The sequence below is a fragment of the Synechococcus sp. N26 genome, assembly GCF_900473975.1.
Lineage (GTDB): Bacteria > Cyanobacteriota > Cyanobacteriia > PCC-6307 > Cyanobiaceae > Parasynechococcus.
This window is the reverse complement of sequence record NZ_UCNM01000006.1, coordinates 1-14,911: the sequence shown is the minus strand read 5'-3', so window position 1 is coordinate 14,911 and position 14,911 is coordinate 1. Positions and strand designations below refer to the sequence as shown.

The following is a 14,911-nucleotide window of genomic DNA, read 5'->3' as shown; positions in this document are numbered from 1 at the left end:
CCGCTCCTGTGCCGATCGGAAGAGCCATCGAACGCACCCAGGGCTGGCATCGTCGGCTCACGGTTCCCCAGTTCACCGTGGTAACTGGATTGCTGGTGGTGCTGATCGGCACGTTGCTGTTGGCCACTCCGCTGTGCTCCTCTAGCCGCGTGGGGCTTTGGGAAGCTCTATTCACGGCGACATCAGCCATCACCGTGACGGGCCTGTCGATCATCGACATCGGCAGCGATCTCACGACCTTCGGCCAGGCGGTGCTGGCCCTGATGATCCTGGCGGGGGGCCTTGGCTTGATGGCCATCACCACATTTCTCCAGGGCTTTGTGGTGCAGGGAACAGCCCTGCGTCGCCGGTTGGATCGGGGGCAGGCCCTGGATGAATTTGGCGTTGGGGGCGTTGGGCGCACGTTTCGTGGCATTGCCCTGACGGCGACGCTGGTGATCCTGGTGGGAGCTGTGATCCTGTATCACTTCGGCTTCGATGACATCCCCAACCATGGCGAACGCCTCTGGGCTGCGGTGTTCCACAGCATCTCGGCCTACAACAATGCGGGATTCGGACTCTGGAGCGACAGCCTCGAGCGCTACCGCAGCAACGGGGTTGTGAATGCGGTGGTAATGCTGCTGATCGTGGCCGGCGGCTTGGGGTGGCGGGTCACCAGCGATCTGACCACACAGCTGCTGCGCAGACGGCGAAGCCGGCGGCGGCTGAGCCTGCACTCCCGCCTGGTGCTGCGCACCACCCTGCTGTTGATCGTCTTCGGGGCAGGGGGGCTGGCCCTGACGGAATGGTTGAACCAGGGGGAGGTCTTCGCGGGCATGCCCTGGTCTGAGCGGTGGCTCACAGCCCTGTTCAAATCCGTCACGGCACGCACAGCAGGCTTCAGCACCCTTCCGCTCTCGCTCGACACCGTTACCGAATCAAGCCTGCTGTTGCTGATGGTGCTGATGTTCATCGGGGCCAGCCCTGGCGGCACCGGTGGCGGGATAAAAACCACCACCGTGGCCGCCTTGATGGCGGCCACCCGCTCCACCCTGCGGGGCCGGGAGGTGGTAGTGATCCGCAACAGAAGCATCAGCGACAAGGTAGTGCTGAGAGCCGTCGGCATCACGGTGGGCTCCCTGCTGTTCGTGATGGCCATGGCGATGCTGATCAGCATCGCCAGCAATTTGAACGGGAAGGATTCATTCACCTTTATGGAAATGCTGTTCACCTGCATCTCCGCTTTTGCCACGGTGGGCCTGGACCTGGGAGTCACCGTCGAACTCCCCCGTTTCGGCCAGGCGGTGCTGATGGTGGGAATGTTTGTGGGACGGCTGGGGATCCTCTTGCTGCTGAGTGCGATCTGGGAAGCGATGACGCAGGAACAAATCCAGATGAATCGCCAGAATCGAGTCGGTTACCCCAGCGAGGATCTGTATGTCTGAGCGCGATCAGCGGGGGAGGCAGCGATGAAGGAGTGGTGGCAGTGGAGCCCGGCCCAGGGCAGCGAAAGACTCGGCTTCGCGATCATCGGCGTGGGCCGTTTCGGCATCGCCGTTTGCCGGGAACTGCTTCAGAACGGAGCGGATGTGCTGGCCGTGGACCGCTCTGAGCGGGCGGTGGATGAACTGCGTCAGGTGGAGCCCAGCGTGGAGGCCCGCGTCGTGGACTGCACCGATGAAGAGGCCCTGCGCGAAGCCGGCGTGCTTGAAATGGGCACCGTCGTGGTGGCGATCAGTGAACCGATCGAGGCCAGCATCACCGCCACCTTGATCGCCAAAGACAGCGAGGGCAGCCGCGTGCGCCAGGTGATCGCAAGGGCAACGAGCGACCTCCACGAAAAAATGCTGAAGCGGGTGGGGGCCGACCGGGTGATCTTTCCCTCGCGCATGCAGGGTGAGCGCCTGGGTCTTGAACTGGTCCGCCCCAACCTGATGGAGCGGCTGGCCCTGGATGAACAGCACTGCATCGAGGAGATCAAGGTTCCGGAACCTTTTGTGGGGCGGTCGCTACGGGATCTGAATCTGCGCAAGAACTTCCGGGTGAACGTGCTGGCGGCAGGACCGCAAAGCAGCCTGATGGTCAACCCACCGGCATCCCACGTGCTGGAGGAGGGGCACCTGCTGGTGGTGATGGGACTGGTGGACGACCTGCAACGGCTCCCCAAAAACTGAGCCGATGCACTGCCTCGGGCTGATGAGCGGAACCAGTGCTGACGGTGTGGAAGCCGTGCTGGTGCACTTCGAGGGCCCACCTCAACATCCGAAGTGGTCCTTGCTTCGCCACCACCATCAGCCCTATCCGCTCGAACTGCAGCAGCAGGTGGTGGCAGCCGGCCAGGGTGCACCGATGCCGGCATCCCGATGGCTGGAGCTGGCGGAAGCCATCACGGAGGTTCAAGCCCAAGCAGTGAAGGCCTGCGACCCCGATGCAACAGCTGAGCTGATCGGTTGCCATGGCCAGACCGTCTGGCACCGCCCGCCGGCCCAAGAGGCACGGGGGGCCAGTTGGCAGATTCTTCAGGCCCCGCTGCTGGCCCATCTGCTGCAAAGGCCGGTGGTGCATGACTTCCGCGCCGCTGATCTGGCGTTAGGGGGACAGGGAGCACCGCTCGTGCCTCGGGCCGATGCGGCACTGCTGGGGCACACGCAGGGCTGGCGGGCACTGCTGAACCTGGGCGGCATTGCCAACCTCACCCTTATCCCCCCCTGCGGTGGAGTAGATCGGCATGCCGCGATCTTGGGATGGGACTGCGGCCCCGCCAACAGCCTGATTGACCTGGGCATGCGCCAGTTCACCAATGGCGCCCAAAGCTTCGACAAGAGTGGAGCGATGGCAGCTCAGGGCCATGCGGATGAGGGCTGGATCCAGCGGTGGCTCCAGGAGGAGTACTTCCAGCTGGCACCACCGAAATCCACGGGACGGGAGTGTTTCGGGCAGGACGACCTCAACCGGCGGCTACGTCAGCTCGGTGGGGCCTCAGCGGCAGATGCCATCGCCACCCTGACGGCCTTTTCCGCCGCTGTGGTTGCCCAAGATCTGGCACGTCTGCGCCAGAGCGTTGGGATCGCACCGATCGAACTGATCACAGCCGGAGGTGGCAGCCAAAACCCGGTGTTGATCGATGAGCTGCGGCGGCGCTGCCGAGGAGCACAAATCGATACGAGCAGCAGTCTGGGGGTGCCGACGGAAGCCCGAGAAGCGCTGGTCTTCGCGTTGCTGGCCTGGTGGCACCACAGGGGGCATCCCGGCAATGTGCCCGCTGTCACCGGAGCCTCTCGGGAGGCCGTGCTCGGCACGCGGGTGGAGCCGGCCTAACCGGGCCGGTGCAGGCGCAGGCGCCGGGGGGCGCCCCGCAGACGGCGGGGCTGCTGTGATTCCAGGGCAGACCGCAGGCGCTCCTCGCGGGTCGGCGCCGGTGCGGACGCCTCCAACTCCTGCTCATGGCGCTGAACCCCCTGCTGGATCAGCACCCTCGCCATATTGCTCACCGTGCGGGATTCCAGCTCCGCCATCGCCGTGAGACGCGCACAGAGATCCTCAGGCAGAACCACCTGAATTCTCGGGGACTTGGGCTTCCCGCTGGATGAGGTCTGACGGGTGGGCACGACCGGATCCCCTGAGAGGGGCTCTGCTACTAAAAAGTGTACAGAGATGGTCAAGGGTAGTATCCATGACCATGGTGGGGGGCATTGGTCCTCCTCGGAGTACCCCATGACCCAAGCCACACCTCGCTCCCGTCGCAGCCCAGCCGGCACCCGCGCTCGGTCCCGACGCCCCCGTCGCAGCGCTGAAAACAGCGACGTGCTGGTGTCAGCCGTGATCAGCACCTATCTGCTGACCCACCTGCACCACGTGTTGCAACGGGCCGAATACGGCGCTTCCCAGGAAGGGCGCAGCACCCAGGCCGCCAACTACGCCCAACTGCGCAAGGTGCTCTGCATGGACGCCCGCAGCATGAAGGACGCCTCGGCCCTGGGACAGCACGATGACGGCCTCGAACAAGCTGCCTGACAAGACTCTCGGTGCTGAATAGCGTTTGAGCAGTTGCTCAGATCGCGATGGCTTCCAACGCCGCATCGCTGTACGCCCGAATCAGCAGCAATACGGAACAGACCCAGGCCCTGTTCCGTCAGGCGCTCCAGGATCCCAACGGCGCCATGGCCAGCATCTGCAGCCTGGGCGACCAGCTGGGGCTACCTGTCACGCCCCAAGAAGTGCGCGACCATCTGGCCAGCCTTGACGACGACGACAGCAAGCGCTGGCTGATCAAGGCGAGAGGCGGTCTTTGAGCTCGGGGGCTTCGGGCATCAGACGCGCCTGGGGCACAGCGCGCTCACGGCGTTCGTAGCCGCCACCTCCGGCCCAACTGAAGAAGAGCAGATAACTCACAATCGCCAATCCTGCGGCCACCACGAGCGCGGCCAGCTGCTCCAGTTTCAGCATGGCGACCAGCCTCCGGGAACCTTCACCAGTTTGCCGACAGGGATGATGGAGGGCATCACGCCTTCCGCCGGTGCTGCGACTCGAAAACGTCAGCAAGATCTACCCCACGGGGGAAGTGCTCCGGGCCGTGACCTGGGAGGTGAAACCCGGAGACAGAATCGGCCTGGTGGGGGTGAACGGCGCCGGCAAGTCCACCCAGATGCGTTTGATCGCCGGACACGAAGAGCCCACCAGCGGCCAGGTGGTTCGGCAGGGAGAGCCCCGCATCGCCTATCTCCAGCAGGAATTCGACGTGGACCTGGAGCGCACCGTGCGCCAGGAACTGTTTCAAGCCTTCGGCGAAGCGGCCGAGGTCATGAACCAGCAGAAGCAGGTGGAAGAGGCGATGGGCTCCGAACGGGCTGCGGAGGATCCCGACCATCTGGACCAGCTGATCCAAGAACTGGGAAAGCTGCAAAGCCGTTTCGAAGCACTGCATGGCTACGAACTCGATGCCCGCATCGACAAGCTCCTGCCCACGATCGGCTTCACCCCGGAGGGCGCTGAGCTGCAGGTGAAGGATTATTCCGGGGGCTGGCAGATGCGGATTGCCCTGGGAAAAATCCTGCTGCAGGAACCGGATCTTCTGCTACTCGACGAACCCACCAACCATCTAGATGTCGAAACCATCCAGTGGCTGGAGAACTACCTGCTGGAGCAGAGCGCAGCCCTTGTGGTGATCAGCCATGACCGCACCTTCCTCGACCGGGTCTGCAATCAGATCGTTTCCACCGAACGGGGGGTGTCCCGCAGCTACCTCGGCAACTACACCGCCCACCTGGAGCAGAAACAACTGGAGCGGGAGGCCACACAGGCGGCCTTCGAACGGCAGCAGAAGGAGATCGCCACGCAACAGGCCTACATCGATCGCTTCCGTGCCAGTGCCACCCGCAGCACCCAGGCCAAAAGCCGTGAGAAGCAGCTGGACAAAGTGGAACGGGTGGAGGCACCGATCGAATCCGTGGCCGGGCCGAGTTTTCAGTTCCCGCCTGCCCCGCGCTCCGGAGCCCAGGTTGCCCTGATTCACAACGTCACCCACAGCTATGGAGACAAAATCCTGTTCCTGGGGGCTGAACTGGAGGTGGAGCGGGGTGACCGCATTGCCTTCGTGGGCCCCAATGGTGCGGGCAAGTCCACCCTGCTGCGCCTGGTGATGGGGGTTGAGACCCCTGATGAAGGCAGTTCTCGACTTGGGGAGCACAACGTGATTGCGGGGTACTTCGAACAGAACCAGGCCGAAGCCCTGGATCTGTCCAAGACCGTGATCGACACGATGTACGAAGCGGTTCCCGACTGGACCCAGACCCAGGTTCGTTCGCTGCTGGGCAGTTTCTGTTTCAGCAACGACACGGTGTTCAAGGAAGTCGGGAAGCTCAGCGGCGGAGAGAAAGCCCGTCTGGCCCTGGCCCTGATGCTGCTCACCCCCTGCAATCTGCTGGTTCTGGATGAGCCCACCAATCACCTCGACATCCCCGCCAAGCAGATGCTCGAGGACGCCTTGATGGCCTACGAGGGAGCCGCGCTGCTGGTCTCCCACGATCGCTATTTCATCTCCCGCGTTGCCAACCGCATCGTGGAACTGCGGGACGGCGAGCTGGTGATGTATCGCGGGGATTACAACTACTACCTCGAGAAGAAAGAGGAGGAAAGGGCAGCCGCCAGGGAGAAAGAACTGGCTGCAGAACGGGAAGCCAAGCGGAAGGCCAACAAGGAGAAGCAGAAGGCACGCGACGCCCGCCGTAAAAAGGCGGCCTGACTGGAATCAGACGACGGCAACGAAAACTTCACACAGGTTTAGGCAGGAAGACTTATTTCTCTTTACCTGCTGTTTTCATCTGCATAGGCTGACAAAACTGACCTTCCAGCCCCGATGAGCATGGTTCCCGGCCCCGGCAACAGCGAACCCGTTGGCGGTTCAACAGCCCCCGGTCCGGCCCCCCATGAGCAGACCTGGGACGCCGTGGAAACCTATTTCCAGTGCATCACCACCTGTTCGCTCGACGATGGCGACTGCATCACCCAATGCGTCGAACAACTGAGGGACGCCGACGACGCCTGAGCCAAAAGCTTCAGCCAGGGGCCAAGGCCGATAAATCGACGGGCTTGACGTTGAACGAGACCCGCTCCTGAGCTCGCTGCACCTCGAGCACAACCATGGCACCGACACCGCGGCGTTCAATGGCACTGACCACCGCAGCTGGGCCATCAACCACCTGGCCATCGAAGCGAAGGATCACATCATCCACCTTGAGCCCGGCGCGGTCCGCCGGCCCCCCAGGTTGAACAGCGCGAATCACCGCACCTGGCGGCACCGGGGACGTGGGAGTGGGCCGTGGCACCGGCGACAGACGGATGCCGATCACCGGATGACGGGCCTTGCCGCTGGCCACCAGCTGCTGGGCAATGGTTCGAGCCCGATTGATCGGAATGGCAAAACCCAGACCCGCCCCAGGCCCTGATCGCACCAAGGTATTAATGCCGATCACCTCACCGTCGGCATTGAGCAGTGGCCCACCCGAATTACCAGGATTGATCGCCGCGTCGGTCTGAATCAGGTCAAGACGTTTGCCGGAAATTCCCAACTGAGCAACGTTGCGGTTGAGGTTGCTGATGATTCCCAGAGTCACCGTGCTCTCCAGGCCAAAGGGATTGCCCACGGCAATCGCCCAGTCGCCCACGCTGAGCCGGTCGGAATCCCCCAGATCCGCAACCGGCCAGGGCCCGGAGCCCTCCAGACGCACCACCGCGAGATCGGTGAGGCTGTCTTTGCCCACCACTCGGGCAGGCACCCTCCTGCCATCGGAGAGGTCCACGGTGAGTTGATCCGCCCCCTCCACCACATGGGCATTGGTGAGCAACAGGCCCTTGGCATCGAAGATCACTCCACTGCCTTGGCCACGCTGCACCCTGGAGCGCGGAGCTGTGGCGCGTGGGATGCCGAAGAAGTGGCGAAACAAAGGGTCCTGCATCAGGGCCGGCGGCACTCCCGTAACACTGGACTGATTGACGGTCCGCGCCGTCTCCAAGCTGACCACTGCCGGCCCACTGCGCTTCACAGCGGCAGCCACAAACGAGCCGCGACGGATCTCCGGGCGCGCCTCGGCTTGCTGAGAGCCAACGATCAAGGGAAGCGACGACACGCCGGCCACCAGCAATCCCCCCGCCAGAGCAGAGGCGACCAGCGAGCGGGACGGGGAGTTCACCACAGCTTCAGGTCGATCGGCTGCCTCGACGCTACGCAGAGCAGATCCGAAAACAGCCAAGTTCCGTGTCAAAGCTGTGACCACATGCGACCGGGGTCCCGATAGCGTGAGAATGCAGATATTCAGCTGGGTCGGAGGGTCATGCTCGGTTCGCTGTTTCCCCTCATTTACGGAGCGTTGTTCGTGGCCCTGTTGTGGCAGGCCTTCCGCGTGATGAGCAAGGGTTTCCGCGCTGCCAGCGGTCCGATCAACAGCGCGCCCAGCAACGCTCCAAACGACCGCACAGGCCAGGTCACCGTCCACCCAGAACTTCTGGACAGCGAGGGAAGGATCACGGAAGAGGCCCTGCTGACGGTGCGCTTCGGCGGTGACGATGACGAAGCCTCGACGGCCGCGGGACCCGGCACTGAATAAATTGGGCGCTTGAAGTCGACAGGGGTCGCCTGAGTGGATCAGAGAACACGCATCGTTGCCGCGGTCATCAAAGGCATCAAGCTGCCCCCACGGTTTCGGCTTCGGCTGATGAAGGAAGACCCCGTCCGCCTGGAATTGAGCCTGACCCCGGCCTACGGCAAGGACCCCATCACCGTGGGACTTGTTGAATCTCTTGATCTGGTGGCCCGTCGTGACCGAGAAGGCCGGATCCCCCGCGACCTTCAGGGCACCTGGGACTGGACTGTCCGCCACGGCCAGGTGAGCACCGGAGGCTGGAATCCTTATCTCAAGGAAGCCCTGCAGACCATGTTCGAAACCGGTCTCCCGGCCATCGTGTTTGAAGAACTCACCGGCGAGGAGTACCACCCCGTGGATGGGACCCGCCACGTGCGCTGATCCGGCACGGGTTTTCTGTAAAGGCGTGCGAATGAATGCAGCAATGCCACTGAAAAGGGGGCTAGACCGGAATTAATCCGGCCTTTAAGAAAGTCTTCATGGCCTCCCTCGTCGTTTCCATCGGCCCGCTGGTGCGGCTTTTGGCGGCCGTCGGCGCCATCAGCAGCCTGGTGCTGTTCGGCCTGATGAATCTCATCCCGTGAATCGAGCGGCAACACCGCGTTGAGCCAGTTCCCGATCGACGCCCTGTTGGAGCAGATCTGTTCTGCGGTCCGCCCAGGGGAAACGGTTCTGCTCCAGGCACCGCCGGGGGCAGGCAAGACCACACGGGTCCCCCTGGCGCTGATTGGAGCCCTGACGGAAGGCCAGAGCGTTCTTGAAGAGCATCAGAAAATCTGGATGATCGAACCGCGGCGACTGGCCACCAAAGCGGCCGCCGCCCGTCTTGCCGAGAGCCTTGGAGAAGACATCGGCGCGCGCATCGGTTATGCCGTGCGCGGGGAACAGAAGCGATCCAATCGCACCCAGGTGGAAGTGATCACCGACGGCCTCTTTCTGCGGCGCTTGCAGAGCGATCCCTCGCTCGATGGGGTGGGGTGCGTGATCTTCGATGAATTTCATGAGCGGGGGCGGGAGGCGGACCTATCCCTCGCCTTGCTGCGCGAGGCGAGGCCGCTGCTGAATCCAGATCTCGCCGTGATCTTGATGTCAGCCACGCTGGATCTATCCGATCTGAGGGAACGGCTGCCCGAAGCAACGGTGCTGGAAAGCCCGGGCCGCTGTTACCCGGTGGACACCCACCACCAACCACCACGGCCGGACGAACCCCTGCCGAAACAGGTGCTGCGCGCCATCGAGCAACACGCCCTTGACCAACCGCAGGGCAGCGGGGTTCTGGTCTTTCTGCCGGGGCTGGCGGAGATTGAACGCTGCAGACAGGCCCTGACGGCCGCCCCGTCCCTGCAGAACTGGAAGATTCAGGCGCTGCACGGTCAGCTGCCCTTGCAGCAGCAGAGTTCAGCCCTGCAGCGCTGCGAGCCCAACCAAGACGGCAGCATCATCCTGGCCAGCGCCATTGCAGAGAGCTCTCTCACGATTGATGGGGTGCGCCTGGTGATTGACAGCGGCCTCAGCCGTCAACTGCGTTACGACCCCAACACCCGCATGGAGGGTCTGGAGACCACCGTCGCCAGCCTGGCCAGTGCGGAACAGCGCCGGGGCAGGGCAGGCCGGCAATGCCCGGGCCACTGCATCCGCCTCTGGTCACCGGCAGAGCAACAGCGGCGCCCCCCCTTTCACCCCCCTGAACTGCTGCTGGCAGATCCCCAGCCCGTGCTGATGGAACTGGCCCAATGGGGGGCTGGACTGGGGGAAGAACTGCCGTGGCTGGACCCTCCCCCCGCAGCAGCCATGAAGGAGGGACAGCTCGGCCTTCAACAACTCGGCCTGCTGGAGCACGACGGCCGCATCAGCGAGCGGGGACGGCTGATCGGCTGCCTCGGCGTTCACCCTCGTCTCGGCATGCTGCTGCTGAAGGCCCAAGAACGGGGCGCCCCCCAGCTGGGCTGTGATCTGGCGGCCATCCTCAGCGAACGGGATCCGTTCGATCGCCGCCAGATCGGCAGCGATCTCGAGGCCAGGCTCAAGAGCATCCAGCGCCATCCATCCCTGCGAACGCTCAGCCAGCAACTTCACCGTCAACTGAAGCGACTGGGTGCCTCACCCCAGGAGCGAAACGCTTCCGTCAATGCGGGCGAGCTGATCCTGGCGGCCTTTCCGGAATGGCTGGCGCAACAGCGTCCAGGTCAGGTCGGTCGCTATCAGCTGCGTCAGGGCCGCGGAGCAACCCTGCTGCCCTGGGATCCGCTCCAGGGCAGTCCAGCCCTGGCCGTCGCCAGGGTCGACATGGGCGGCCGGGACACGCGGATCCAGATGGCCGTCGCCCTGAGCCGGAGCACCCTGCAGAGCATCGCTGAGCGGGACGGCCACTGGCAGGACGAAGCCAGCTGGGATCCCGAACGACAGCGGGTCCGTGCCGAACGCCAGCTCAAACTGGGGGCCTTGGTGGTGCGCCGAACGCCACAGCCTTCACCAGCCGCAGCGCTGTGCCGCAACCTGCTGATCGAGCAGCTGAAGAAGGATGCCAACCTTGATGCCCTGCCCTGGACGGACAACAGCGATCAGCTGCGCCAACGGCTGGCATGGATGCACCAACAGGTGGGCGCCCCCTGGCCTGATCGCGATCTGACAACCCTGCTGGAGCAGACTGACAGCTGGCTTGGCCCATGCTTGGAGGGCTGCCTGGGCTGGAGCGACATCAGCGCGACAGCCTTGGAAGAAGCACTCTGGGGCGATCTGGACTGGAGCTTCAGGCAACAGCTGGATGCTCTGCTGCCGCGCCGCATCCCGATCCCCTCCGGCCGGCAAGCCGCGCTGCTCTACACCGCCGACGAAGTGATCCTCGCCGTGAAATTGCAGGAGATGTTCGGATCTGACGACGGCCCACACGTCCTGAATGGCCGCATTCCCGTCACGCTAGAACTGCTCTCACCAGCCGGACGCCCCTTGCAGCGCACCCGTGACCTCAAAGGCTTCTGGCAAGGCAGTTACAGGGAGGTGCGCCGGGAGATGCGGGGGCGCTACCCCAAGCACCCCTGGCCCGACGATCCCCGACAGGCGCTGCCGACGGCCCGAACCAAACGCCGGCTGAGCGGCCAGCAACCCTGACCAGGAAAAGCCCGGCGCGTAGCCGTAAACACACTCAACAAAACTCCAACCTTTGTTACATTTGTCCCAAACCAACCGGTTCCCACCCATGTCTGACAACGCACGCTTCGGCTTCGTCAACTTCGCTGAAACCTGGAACGGTCGTCTGGCCATGCTGGGCATCGTGATCGGCCTCGGCACCGAGCTCCTGACCGGCCAGGGCATCCTGTCCCAGATCGGCCTCGGCTGATTTCCGCTCCGCGGATTCACAGAACCCCTCGGCTCGCCGGGGGGTTTTTTGTTGCCTCTCCACCAGCCACCGCTGATGCAGCACAGTGGGGAGGATTCCACTGAGGCAGTCGTTGGCACCGCTTTACGTTCAGAACAGACGTGATGGATCAAGGCTGCTCAGCAGCGCCTTGGTGATCTGCACGATTGGTGCCACCCAGATCCACCAAAACTGGGGCGTTCTGTTGACCAGCATCTCAGCCGTTGTCTGCATCTACTGGGGTTACGCCTACAGCCGCCTTGAGCGTTGATCGTCTTCCGACCTATTCCGTTGCTGAGCTGAACACAGCCATCGGCAGCCTGCTGGAACGCGGTTTTGCGCCGCGTTTTTTACTGGAAGCAACGGTCTCCCGGCCACAACTCAAAAAGGGCCACCTCTGGCTCACCCTCACCGACGGCTCCGCCAGCATTTCCGGTGTGGTGTGGGCTTCGAAGCTGGCTCAATTGAGCTATCAACCCAAAGACGGTGACGGCGTCACCGTGGTGGGCAAGCTCAATTTCTGGGCAGCACGAGCCAGCCTCACCGTTCAGGCGCTGGATATCCGGCCAAGCCTCAGTACGGTGCTGCGCGACTTTGAACGGGTGCGGCAACTGCTGGAACAGGAGGGGGTGATCGACCCAAGCCATCAGAGGCCGCTTCCGAGACAACCCGCCTCGATCGCGGTGCTCACCAGCGTGCCCAGTTCCGCCCTGGCCGACATGCTCCGCACCGCGGCGGAACGCTGGCCCATGACGCAGCTGATCGTGGTGCCAATTCCAGTGCAGGGTTCCGTGGCACCGACGATCATCAGCACCCTGGAAGCCTTGGCCGAGCGCACAGATGAGTTGGGACTGGACGCTTTGGTGCTCGCCCGCGGCGGTGGCAGCCGGGAAGACCTGGCAGTGTTCGACAACGAGGCGCTTTGCCGCCTCCTGGCGAACTACCCCATACCGGTGGTGACAGGCCTGGGACATGAGGATGATCTCACCGTCGCCGATCTGGTGGCAGACCATCGTGCAGCCACGCCCACGGCAGCGATCGTGGCCTTGCTGCCTGACAGCGAGGCGGAACGCCAAGGACTAGCGCAGCGGCAAAGCCGATTGAAAGAGGCGCTGCTGGGGAGAATCCTTCGCGAACGTCAGCGTCTTCAGGATCGAGACGTAGCCCTTCAGCAACAGTCTCCACTGGAAAAGATCAAACGCCAACGCCAGGCACTGGCTCAAAGGCAGCAATTGCTCAACGCACTTTCACCGGAACGCTGGCTGAAACGCGGCTTGGCTCTGATCAGCAACACCGCCGGCGACCCCATTTCAGACCTGGAATCCGTCAAGATCGGTGATCAGCTCAACATTCAAATGAGCAACGGAAGCCTTGAAGCTCGAGTCGATCAGATCCAGCCCAGTGCACCCACCACCTCCTCCTGATGAGCAAGCGCCAAGTCAAGAAAGAGCAACGCGATAGCATCGAATCGTGGCGGAAGGATGCCGAGACACTGAGCTACGAGGAAGCCATACAGGCTTTGGATCTGCTGCTTGCTGAACTACAGAACGACAGTGTTCCGTTGGCGGACTTGCAGCAAAAAGTGCTCCATGGCGAGGTGTATCTGAACCGGTGTCAGAGCCTGCTCGACAGCGTGGAGCAGTCGATTGTCGAGCTTGATCCCACAACTCTCAAAGCCACAACCGATGCGTAAAGCCCTGCCTTGGATTTATCTGCTTCTTGCTGTGTTGGGAGCGATCCTGCCCTGGAAGGCCAACCTGGAATTCATCGCCGAAAGCGGTGGACAAGCCTTTGATCTAGCGCGATTCATCGCCGATGCCAGCAGCACAGCCGCGTCACGCTCCTTGAGCGCTGACCTGCTGGTGGGGGCCAGTGCCGTCACGCTGTGGATCTGTGTGGAAGGACCACGTCAGAAGATCAAAGGCTGGTGGCTGGCCATCCCCCTGAGCTTCGGTCTGGCCTTTGCCTGCGCTGCTCCGTTTTTCTTGTTCCTGCGGGAACGACAGCTTCAGGCTCAGGAATCGGAATCCACATCCTGAGCCACCACGTCAATGGTGAGATCACTGGCAGGTGCAGACGGGGCCGCCGCACTGGCCGGGCTGGCTCCTCCCGCACTGGCGTAGGGAGTGCCGCATACGGCACAAACTGCAGCCCCCTTCAGACCCGTAGCACCGCAGGCGGTACAGCTGATCATCCGAGACTGCAAAAGCTTCCAGCCAATCCAACCAAGACCTGAAAGGATAAAAGGAAGCGCCAAAAGAGCCAGCAGTACGCCACCGGCGAGATCAAGCAAGAGACGACCGGCAGCGGTTGGCAGCAGCAGGAGCAACACAACTCCGATCCACAACACTGCTGGTGATCGATTCATGGGCTTCAACGGAAAGGGTCCGTTGAATCAGCTTCGCAGAGTTAAATCAAAGTTCAAGGCGACGCGCTGTTCGGTTCCCCGAGCCGGGGTTTCGCAAAACGAACTGCAGCCAATTCAACACTCAAGCACTGGCCAAAATAAAGAATCACACCCACCAACCAAACCCAAAGCGTTAACACCAAAACGCCACCAATCACGCCATAGGCCTGATAGCGATTACCCAGAGAAACAATACTCAAACTCAGAATTTTATTGAGAAAGGCGAGACCGAATCCAATCAACAACGCGCCAGGAATGAGTGGAATTGCAGGAACACGACGGCTGGGCAACACTACCTGAAGCAACCAAGCCATCAAAGACAAGATCAACGCGGGAACAAGAATCCGCCCGAGAGGAAGAATGGGACTGGAGCGCACGATCCCCATTAAGCCAGGAACGACGCCATCCAATAAGCCAAGAATGTCCTCAGGAAGCTGCCCAATACTGAGTACCAACTGTTGAAAAACGATTAAAACAGATATGGCAAAAACCGTCAGGAAGGCTTCAACACGTGTTCTACAAAACTGTCCAACCTGTTGCCACCAAGACAAACCGATTGATGGCTCGGGCAGAATCTCAGACCACAAGCGATCAGCTCCACGCTGGAGCGTTAAATAAGCATTACTGGCCGTTAGAAGCAAAACGACAACACCGAGGATTCCAGCGCCAAAGCCTTGATCCACCAACCCACGCAAGGTCGAATCAACAAGGCTGGTTGCTGACGGCGGCAAGACCTGCGTCACCGAGGCCAACACATTATCCACACTATCCGTTTTGCCAAACACCCTTGCGGCAACAGACAACGCAATCAGAAGCAGCGGAAAGAACGACTGAAGAACGAAATATGCAAAAGCAGCACTTAAATCAACACACTCAGCATTATTCCAACGCTGACAAGCCTTCCAAATCTGGCCACTTAAACGTCGAACTAGTGAACGTCTTGGCACAGATGAGCGCAAAAGTCTACTAAAACCTTACAACAAAAAAGCCACCTCAAGGTGAGGTGGCTTCTTCGTGGGTGGTGATGGTAAT

General features: G+C 62.1%; 20 protein-coding genes. 15 read left to right on the top strand and 5 right to left on the bottom strand.

Going from position 1 to position 14,911, the window contains the following annotated elements; genetic code table 11:
* Window positions 1-8 precede the first annotated feature (8 nt).
* From DXY33_RS03310 to DXY33_RS03300, 3 genes are read left to right on the top strand one after another with little or no spacing between them, the layout of a single operon-like run.
* On the top strand, window positions 9-1,424 hold the full coding sequence (locus DXY33_RS03310; RefSeq protein WP_115131750.1) for a TrkH family potassium uptake protein: 1,416 nt from the start codon (window positions 9-11) through the stop codon (window positions 1,422-1,424).
* A 24-nt stretch (window positions 1,425-1,448) separates the two neighbouring features.
* Complete coding sequence (locus DXY33_RS03305; RefSeq protein WP_115131749.1) at window positions 1,449-2,153, top strand: TrkA family potassium uptake protein; 705 nt, start codon at window positions 1,449-1,451, stop codon at window positions 2,151-2,153.
* A gap of 4 nt (window positions 2,154-2,157) precedes the next feature.
* The gene (locus DXY33_RS03300) at window positions 2,158-3,297 is read left to right on the top strand and encodes an anhydro-N-acetylmuramic acid kinase (protein ID WP_115131748.1); all 1,140 of its coding nucleotides are present in this window, start codon (window positions 2,158-2,160) and stop codon (window positions 3,295-3,297) included.
* On the opposite strand, the gene DXY33_RS03295 is transcribed toward DXY33_RS03300, so the two are convergent.
* Window positions 3,294-3,587 carry a hypothetical protein gene (locus tag DXY33_RS03295; protein ID WP_011365246.1) on the bottom strand — a complete coding sequence of 98 codons (294 nt, stop codon included), beginning with the start codon at window positions 3,585-3,587 and terminating at the stop codon, window positions 3,294-3,296. The two genes, DXY33_RS03300 and DXY33_RS03295, sit on opposite strands and share 4 nt — an antisense overlap.
* Window positions 3,588-3,693: 106 nt before the next feature.
* Here DXY33_RS03295 and DXY33_RS03290 point away from each other — a divergent pair, with 106 nt between their 5' ends.
* Both DXY33_RS03290 and DXY33_RS03285 read left to right on the top strand, forming a co-directional pair.
* The gene (locus DXY33_RS03290; RefSeq protein ID WP_170950927.1) at window positions 3,694-3,993 is read left to right on the top strand and encodes a hypothetical protein; all 300 of its coding nucleotides are present in this window, start codon (window positions 3,694-3,696) and stop codon (window positions 3,991-3,993) included.
* Between the two features lie 47 nt (window positions 3,994-4,040).
* A complete protein-coding gene (locus DXY33_RS03285) occupies window positions 4,041-4,271 on the top strand; it encodes a hypothetical protein (protein ID WP_115131746.1) in 231 nt (76 codons plus the stop codon).
* Here the strand turns inward: DXY33_RS03285 and DXY33_RS12180 are convergent.
* Window positions 4,249-4,425, bottom strand: a complete 177-nt coding sequence (locus tag DXY33_RS12180; RefSeq protein ID WP_170950926.1) for a hypothetical protein — start codon at window positions 4,423-4,425, stop codon at window positions 4,249-4,251. The two genes, DXY33_RS03285 and DXY33_RS12180, sit on opposite strands and share 23 nt — an antisense overlap.
* Window positions 4,426-4,495: 70 nt before the next feature.
* Here DXY33_RS12180 and DXY33_RS03280 point away from each other — a divergent pair, with 70 nt between their 5' ends.
* A complete protein-coding gene (locus tag DXY33_RS03280) occupies window positions 4,496-6,220 on the top strand; it encodes an ATP-binding cassette domain-containing protein (protein WP_115131745.1) in 1,725 nt (574 codons plus the stop codon).
* A 114-nt stretch (window positions 6,221-6,334) separates the two neighbouring features.
* Window positions 6,335-6,523, top strand: a complete 189-nt coding sequence (locus DXY33_RS03275) for a hypothetical protein (protein WP_006849805.1) — start codon at window positions 6,335-6,337, stop codon at window positions 6,521-6,523.
* A 10-nt stretch (window positions 6,524-6,533) separates the two neighbouring features.
* Here DXY33_RS03275 and DXY33_RS03270 read toward each other — a convergent pair whose 3' ends face one another.
* On the bottom strand, window positions 6,534-7,667 hold the full coding sequence (locus DXY33_RS03270; protein WP_244275841.1) for a trypsin-like peptidase domain-containing protein: 1,134 nt from the start codon (window positions 7,665-7,667) through the stop codon (window positions 6,534-6,536).
* 141 nt (window positions 7,668-7,808) lie between these two features.
* On the opposite strand from DXY33_RS03270, the gene DXY33_RS03265 reads away from it, so the two are divergent.
* The 8 genes from DXY33_RS03265 to DXY33_RS03235 all read left to right on the top strand — a co-directional run bounded on the left by DXY33_RS03265 (window position 7,809) and on the right by DXY33_RS03235 (window position 13,511).
* Complete coding sequence (locus DXY33_RS03265) at window positions 7,809-8,081, top strand: DUF2973 domain-containing protein (RefSeq protein ID WP_114988711.1); 273 nt, start codon at window positions 7,809-7,811, stop codon at window positions 8,079-8,081.
* Between the two features lie 33 nt (window positions 8,082-8,114).
* A complete protein-coding gene (locus DXY33_RS03260) occupies window positions 8,115-8,498 on the top strand; it encodes a hypothetical protein (protein WP_115022581.1) in 384 nt (127 codons plus the stop codon).
* A gap of 222 nt (window positions 8,499-8,720) precedes the next feature.
* A complete protein-coding gene (gene hrpB / locus DXY33_RS03255) occupies window positions 8,721-11,225 on the top strand; it encodes an ATP-dependent helicase HrpB (RefSeq protein ID WP_115131743.1) in 2,505 nt (834 codons plus the stop codon).
* Window positions 11,226-11,313: 88 nt separating this feature from the next.
* On the top strand, window positions 11,314-11,454 hold the full coding sequence (locus DXY33_RS03250) for a chlorophyll a/b-binding protein (protein WP_011365253.1): 141 nt from the start codon (window positions 11,314-11,316) through the stop codon (window positions 11,452-11,454).
* A gap of 112 nt (window positions 11,455-11,566) precedes the next feature.
* Window positions 11,567-11,743, top strand: a complete 177-nt coding sequence (locus DXY33_RS12175) for a hypothetical protein (protein WP_170950925.1) — start codon at window positions 11,567-11,569, stop codon at window positions 11,741-11,743.
* A complete protein-coding gene (xseA, locus tag DXY33_RS03245) occupies window positions 11,733-12,896 on the top strand; it encodes an exodeoxyribonuclease VII large subunit (RefSeq protein WP_115131742.1) in 1,164 nt (387 codons plus the stop codon). The genes DXY33_RS12175 and xseA overlap by 11 nt, the downstream gene beginning before the upstream one ends.
* The gene (gene xseB / locus DXY33_RS03240) at window positions 12,896-13,165 is read left to right on the top strand and encodes an exodeoxyribonuclease VII small subunit (RefSeq protein ID WP_115131741.1); all 270 of its coding nucleotides are present in this window, start codon (window positions 12,896-12,898) and stop codon (window positions 13,163-13,165) included. The genes xseA and xseB overlap by 1 nt, the downstream gene beginning before the upstream one ends.
* Window positions 13,158-13,511: a DUF2834 domain-containing protein gene (locus tag DXY33_RS03235; protein WP_115131740.1), complete on the top strand. Its 354-nt coding sequence runs from the start codon at window positions 13,158-13,160 to the stop codon at window positions 13,509-13,511. Before xseB ends, DXY33_RS03235 begins: the two co-directional genes overlap by 8 nt.
* Here the strand turns inward: DXY33_RS03235 and DXY33_RS03230 are convergent.
* Together DXY33_RS03230 and DXY33_RS03225 are read right to left on the bottom strand one after the other, a co-directional pair.
* Entirely contained in the window at window positions 13,487-13,840 is a 354-nt protein-coding gene (locus DXY33_RS03230) for a hypothetical protein (protein WP_115131739.1), read from the bottom strand. The two genes, DXY33_RS03235 and DXY33_RS03230, sit on opposite strands and share 25 nt — an antisense overlap.
* 53 nt (window positions 13,841-13,893) lie before the next feature.
* Window positions 13,894-14,826 carry a YihY/virulence factor BrkB family protein gene (locus tag DXY33_RS03225; protein WP_115131738.1) on the bottom strand — a complete coding sequence of 311 codons (933 nt, stop codon included), beginning with the start codon at window positions 14,824-14,826 and terminating at the stop codon, window positions 13,894-13,896.
* Window positions 14,827-14,911 lie beyond the last annotated feature (85 nt).

Excerpts from the sequence above, each read along its gene's own strand:
- DXY33_RS03305 (WP_115131749.1), top strand. The coding sequence starts at position 1,449 with ATGAAGGAGTGGTGGCAGTGGAGCCCGGCCCAGGGCAGCGAAAGACTC.
- DXY33_RS03300 (WP_115131748.1), top strand. The coding sequence starts at position 2,158 with ATGCACTGCCTCGGGCTGATGAGCGGAACCAGTGCTGACGGTGTGGAA.
- DXY33_RS03290 (WP_170950927.1), top strand. The coding sequence starts at position 3,694 with ATGACCCAAGCCACACCTCGCTCCCGTCGCAGCCCAGCCGGCACCCGC.
- DXY33_RS03285 (WP_115131746.1), top strand. The coding sequence starts at position 4,041 with ATGGCTTCCAACGCCGCATCGCTGTACGCCCGAATCAGCAGCAATACG.
- DXY33_RS12180 (WP_170950926.1), bottom strand. The coding sequence starts at position 4,425 with ATGCTGAAACTGGAGCAGCTGGCCGCGCTCGTGGTGGCCGCAGGATTG.
- DXY33_RS03275 (WP_006849805.1), top strand. The coding sequence starts at position 6,335 with ATGAGCATGGTTCCCGGCCCCGGCAACAGCGAACCCGTTGGCGGTTCA.
- DXY33_RS03265 (WP_114988711.1), top strand. The coding sequence starts at position 7,809 with ATGCTCGGTTCGCTGTTTCCCCTCATTTACGGAGCGTTGTTCGTGGCC.
- DXY33_RS03250 (WP_011365253.1), top strand. The coding sequence starts at position 11,314 with ATGTCTGACAACGCACGCTTCGGCTTCGTCAACTTCGCTGAAACCTGG.
- xseB (WP_115131741.1), top strand. The coding sequence starts at position 12,896 with ATGAGCAAGCGCCAAGTCAAGAAAGAGCAACGCGATAGCATCGAATCG.
- DXY33_RS03235 (WP_115131740.1), top strand. The coding sequence starts at position 13,158 with ATGCGTAAAGCCCTGCCTTGGATTTATCTGCTTCTTGCTGTGTTGGGA.
- DXY33_RS03230 (WP_115131739.1), bottom strand. The coding sequence starts at position 13,840 with ATGAATCGATCACCAGCAGTGTTGTGGATCGGAGTTGTGTTGCTCCTG.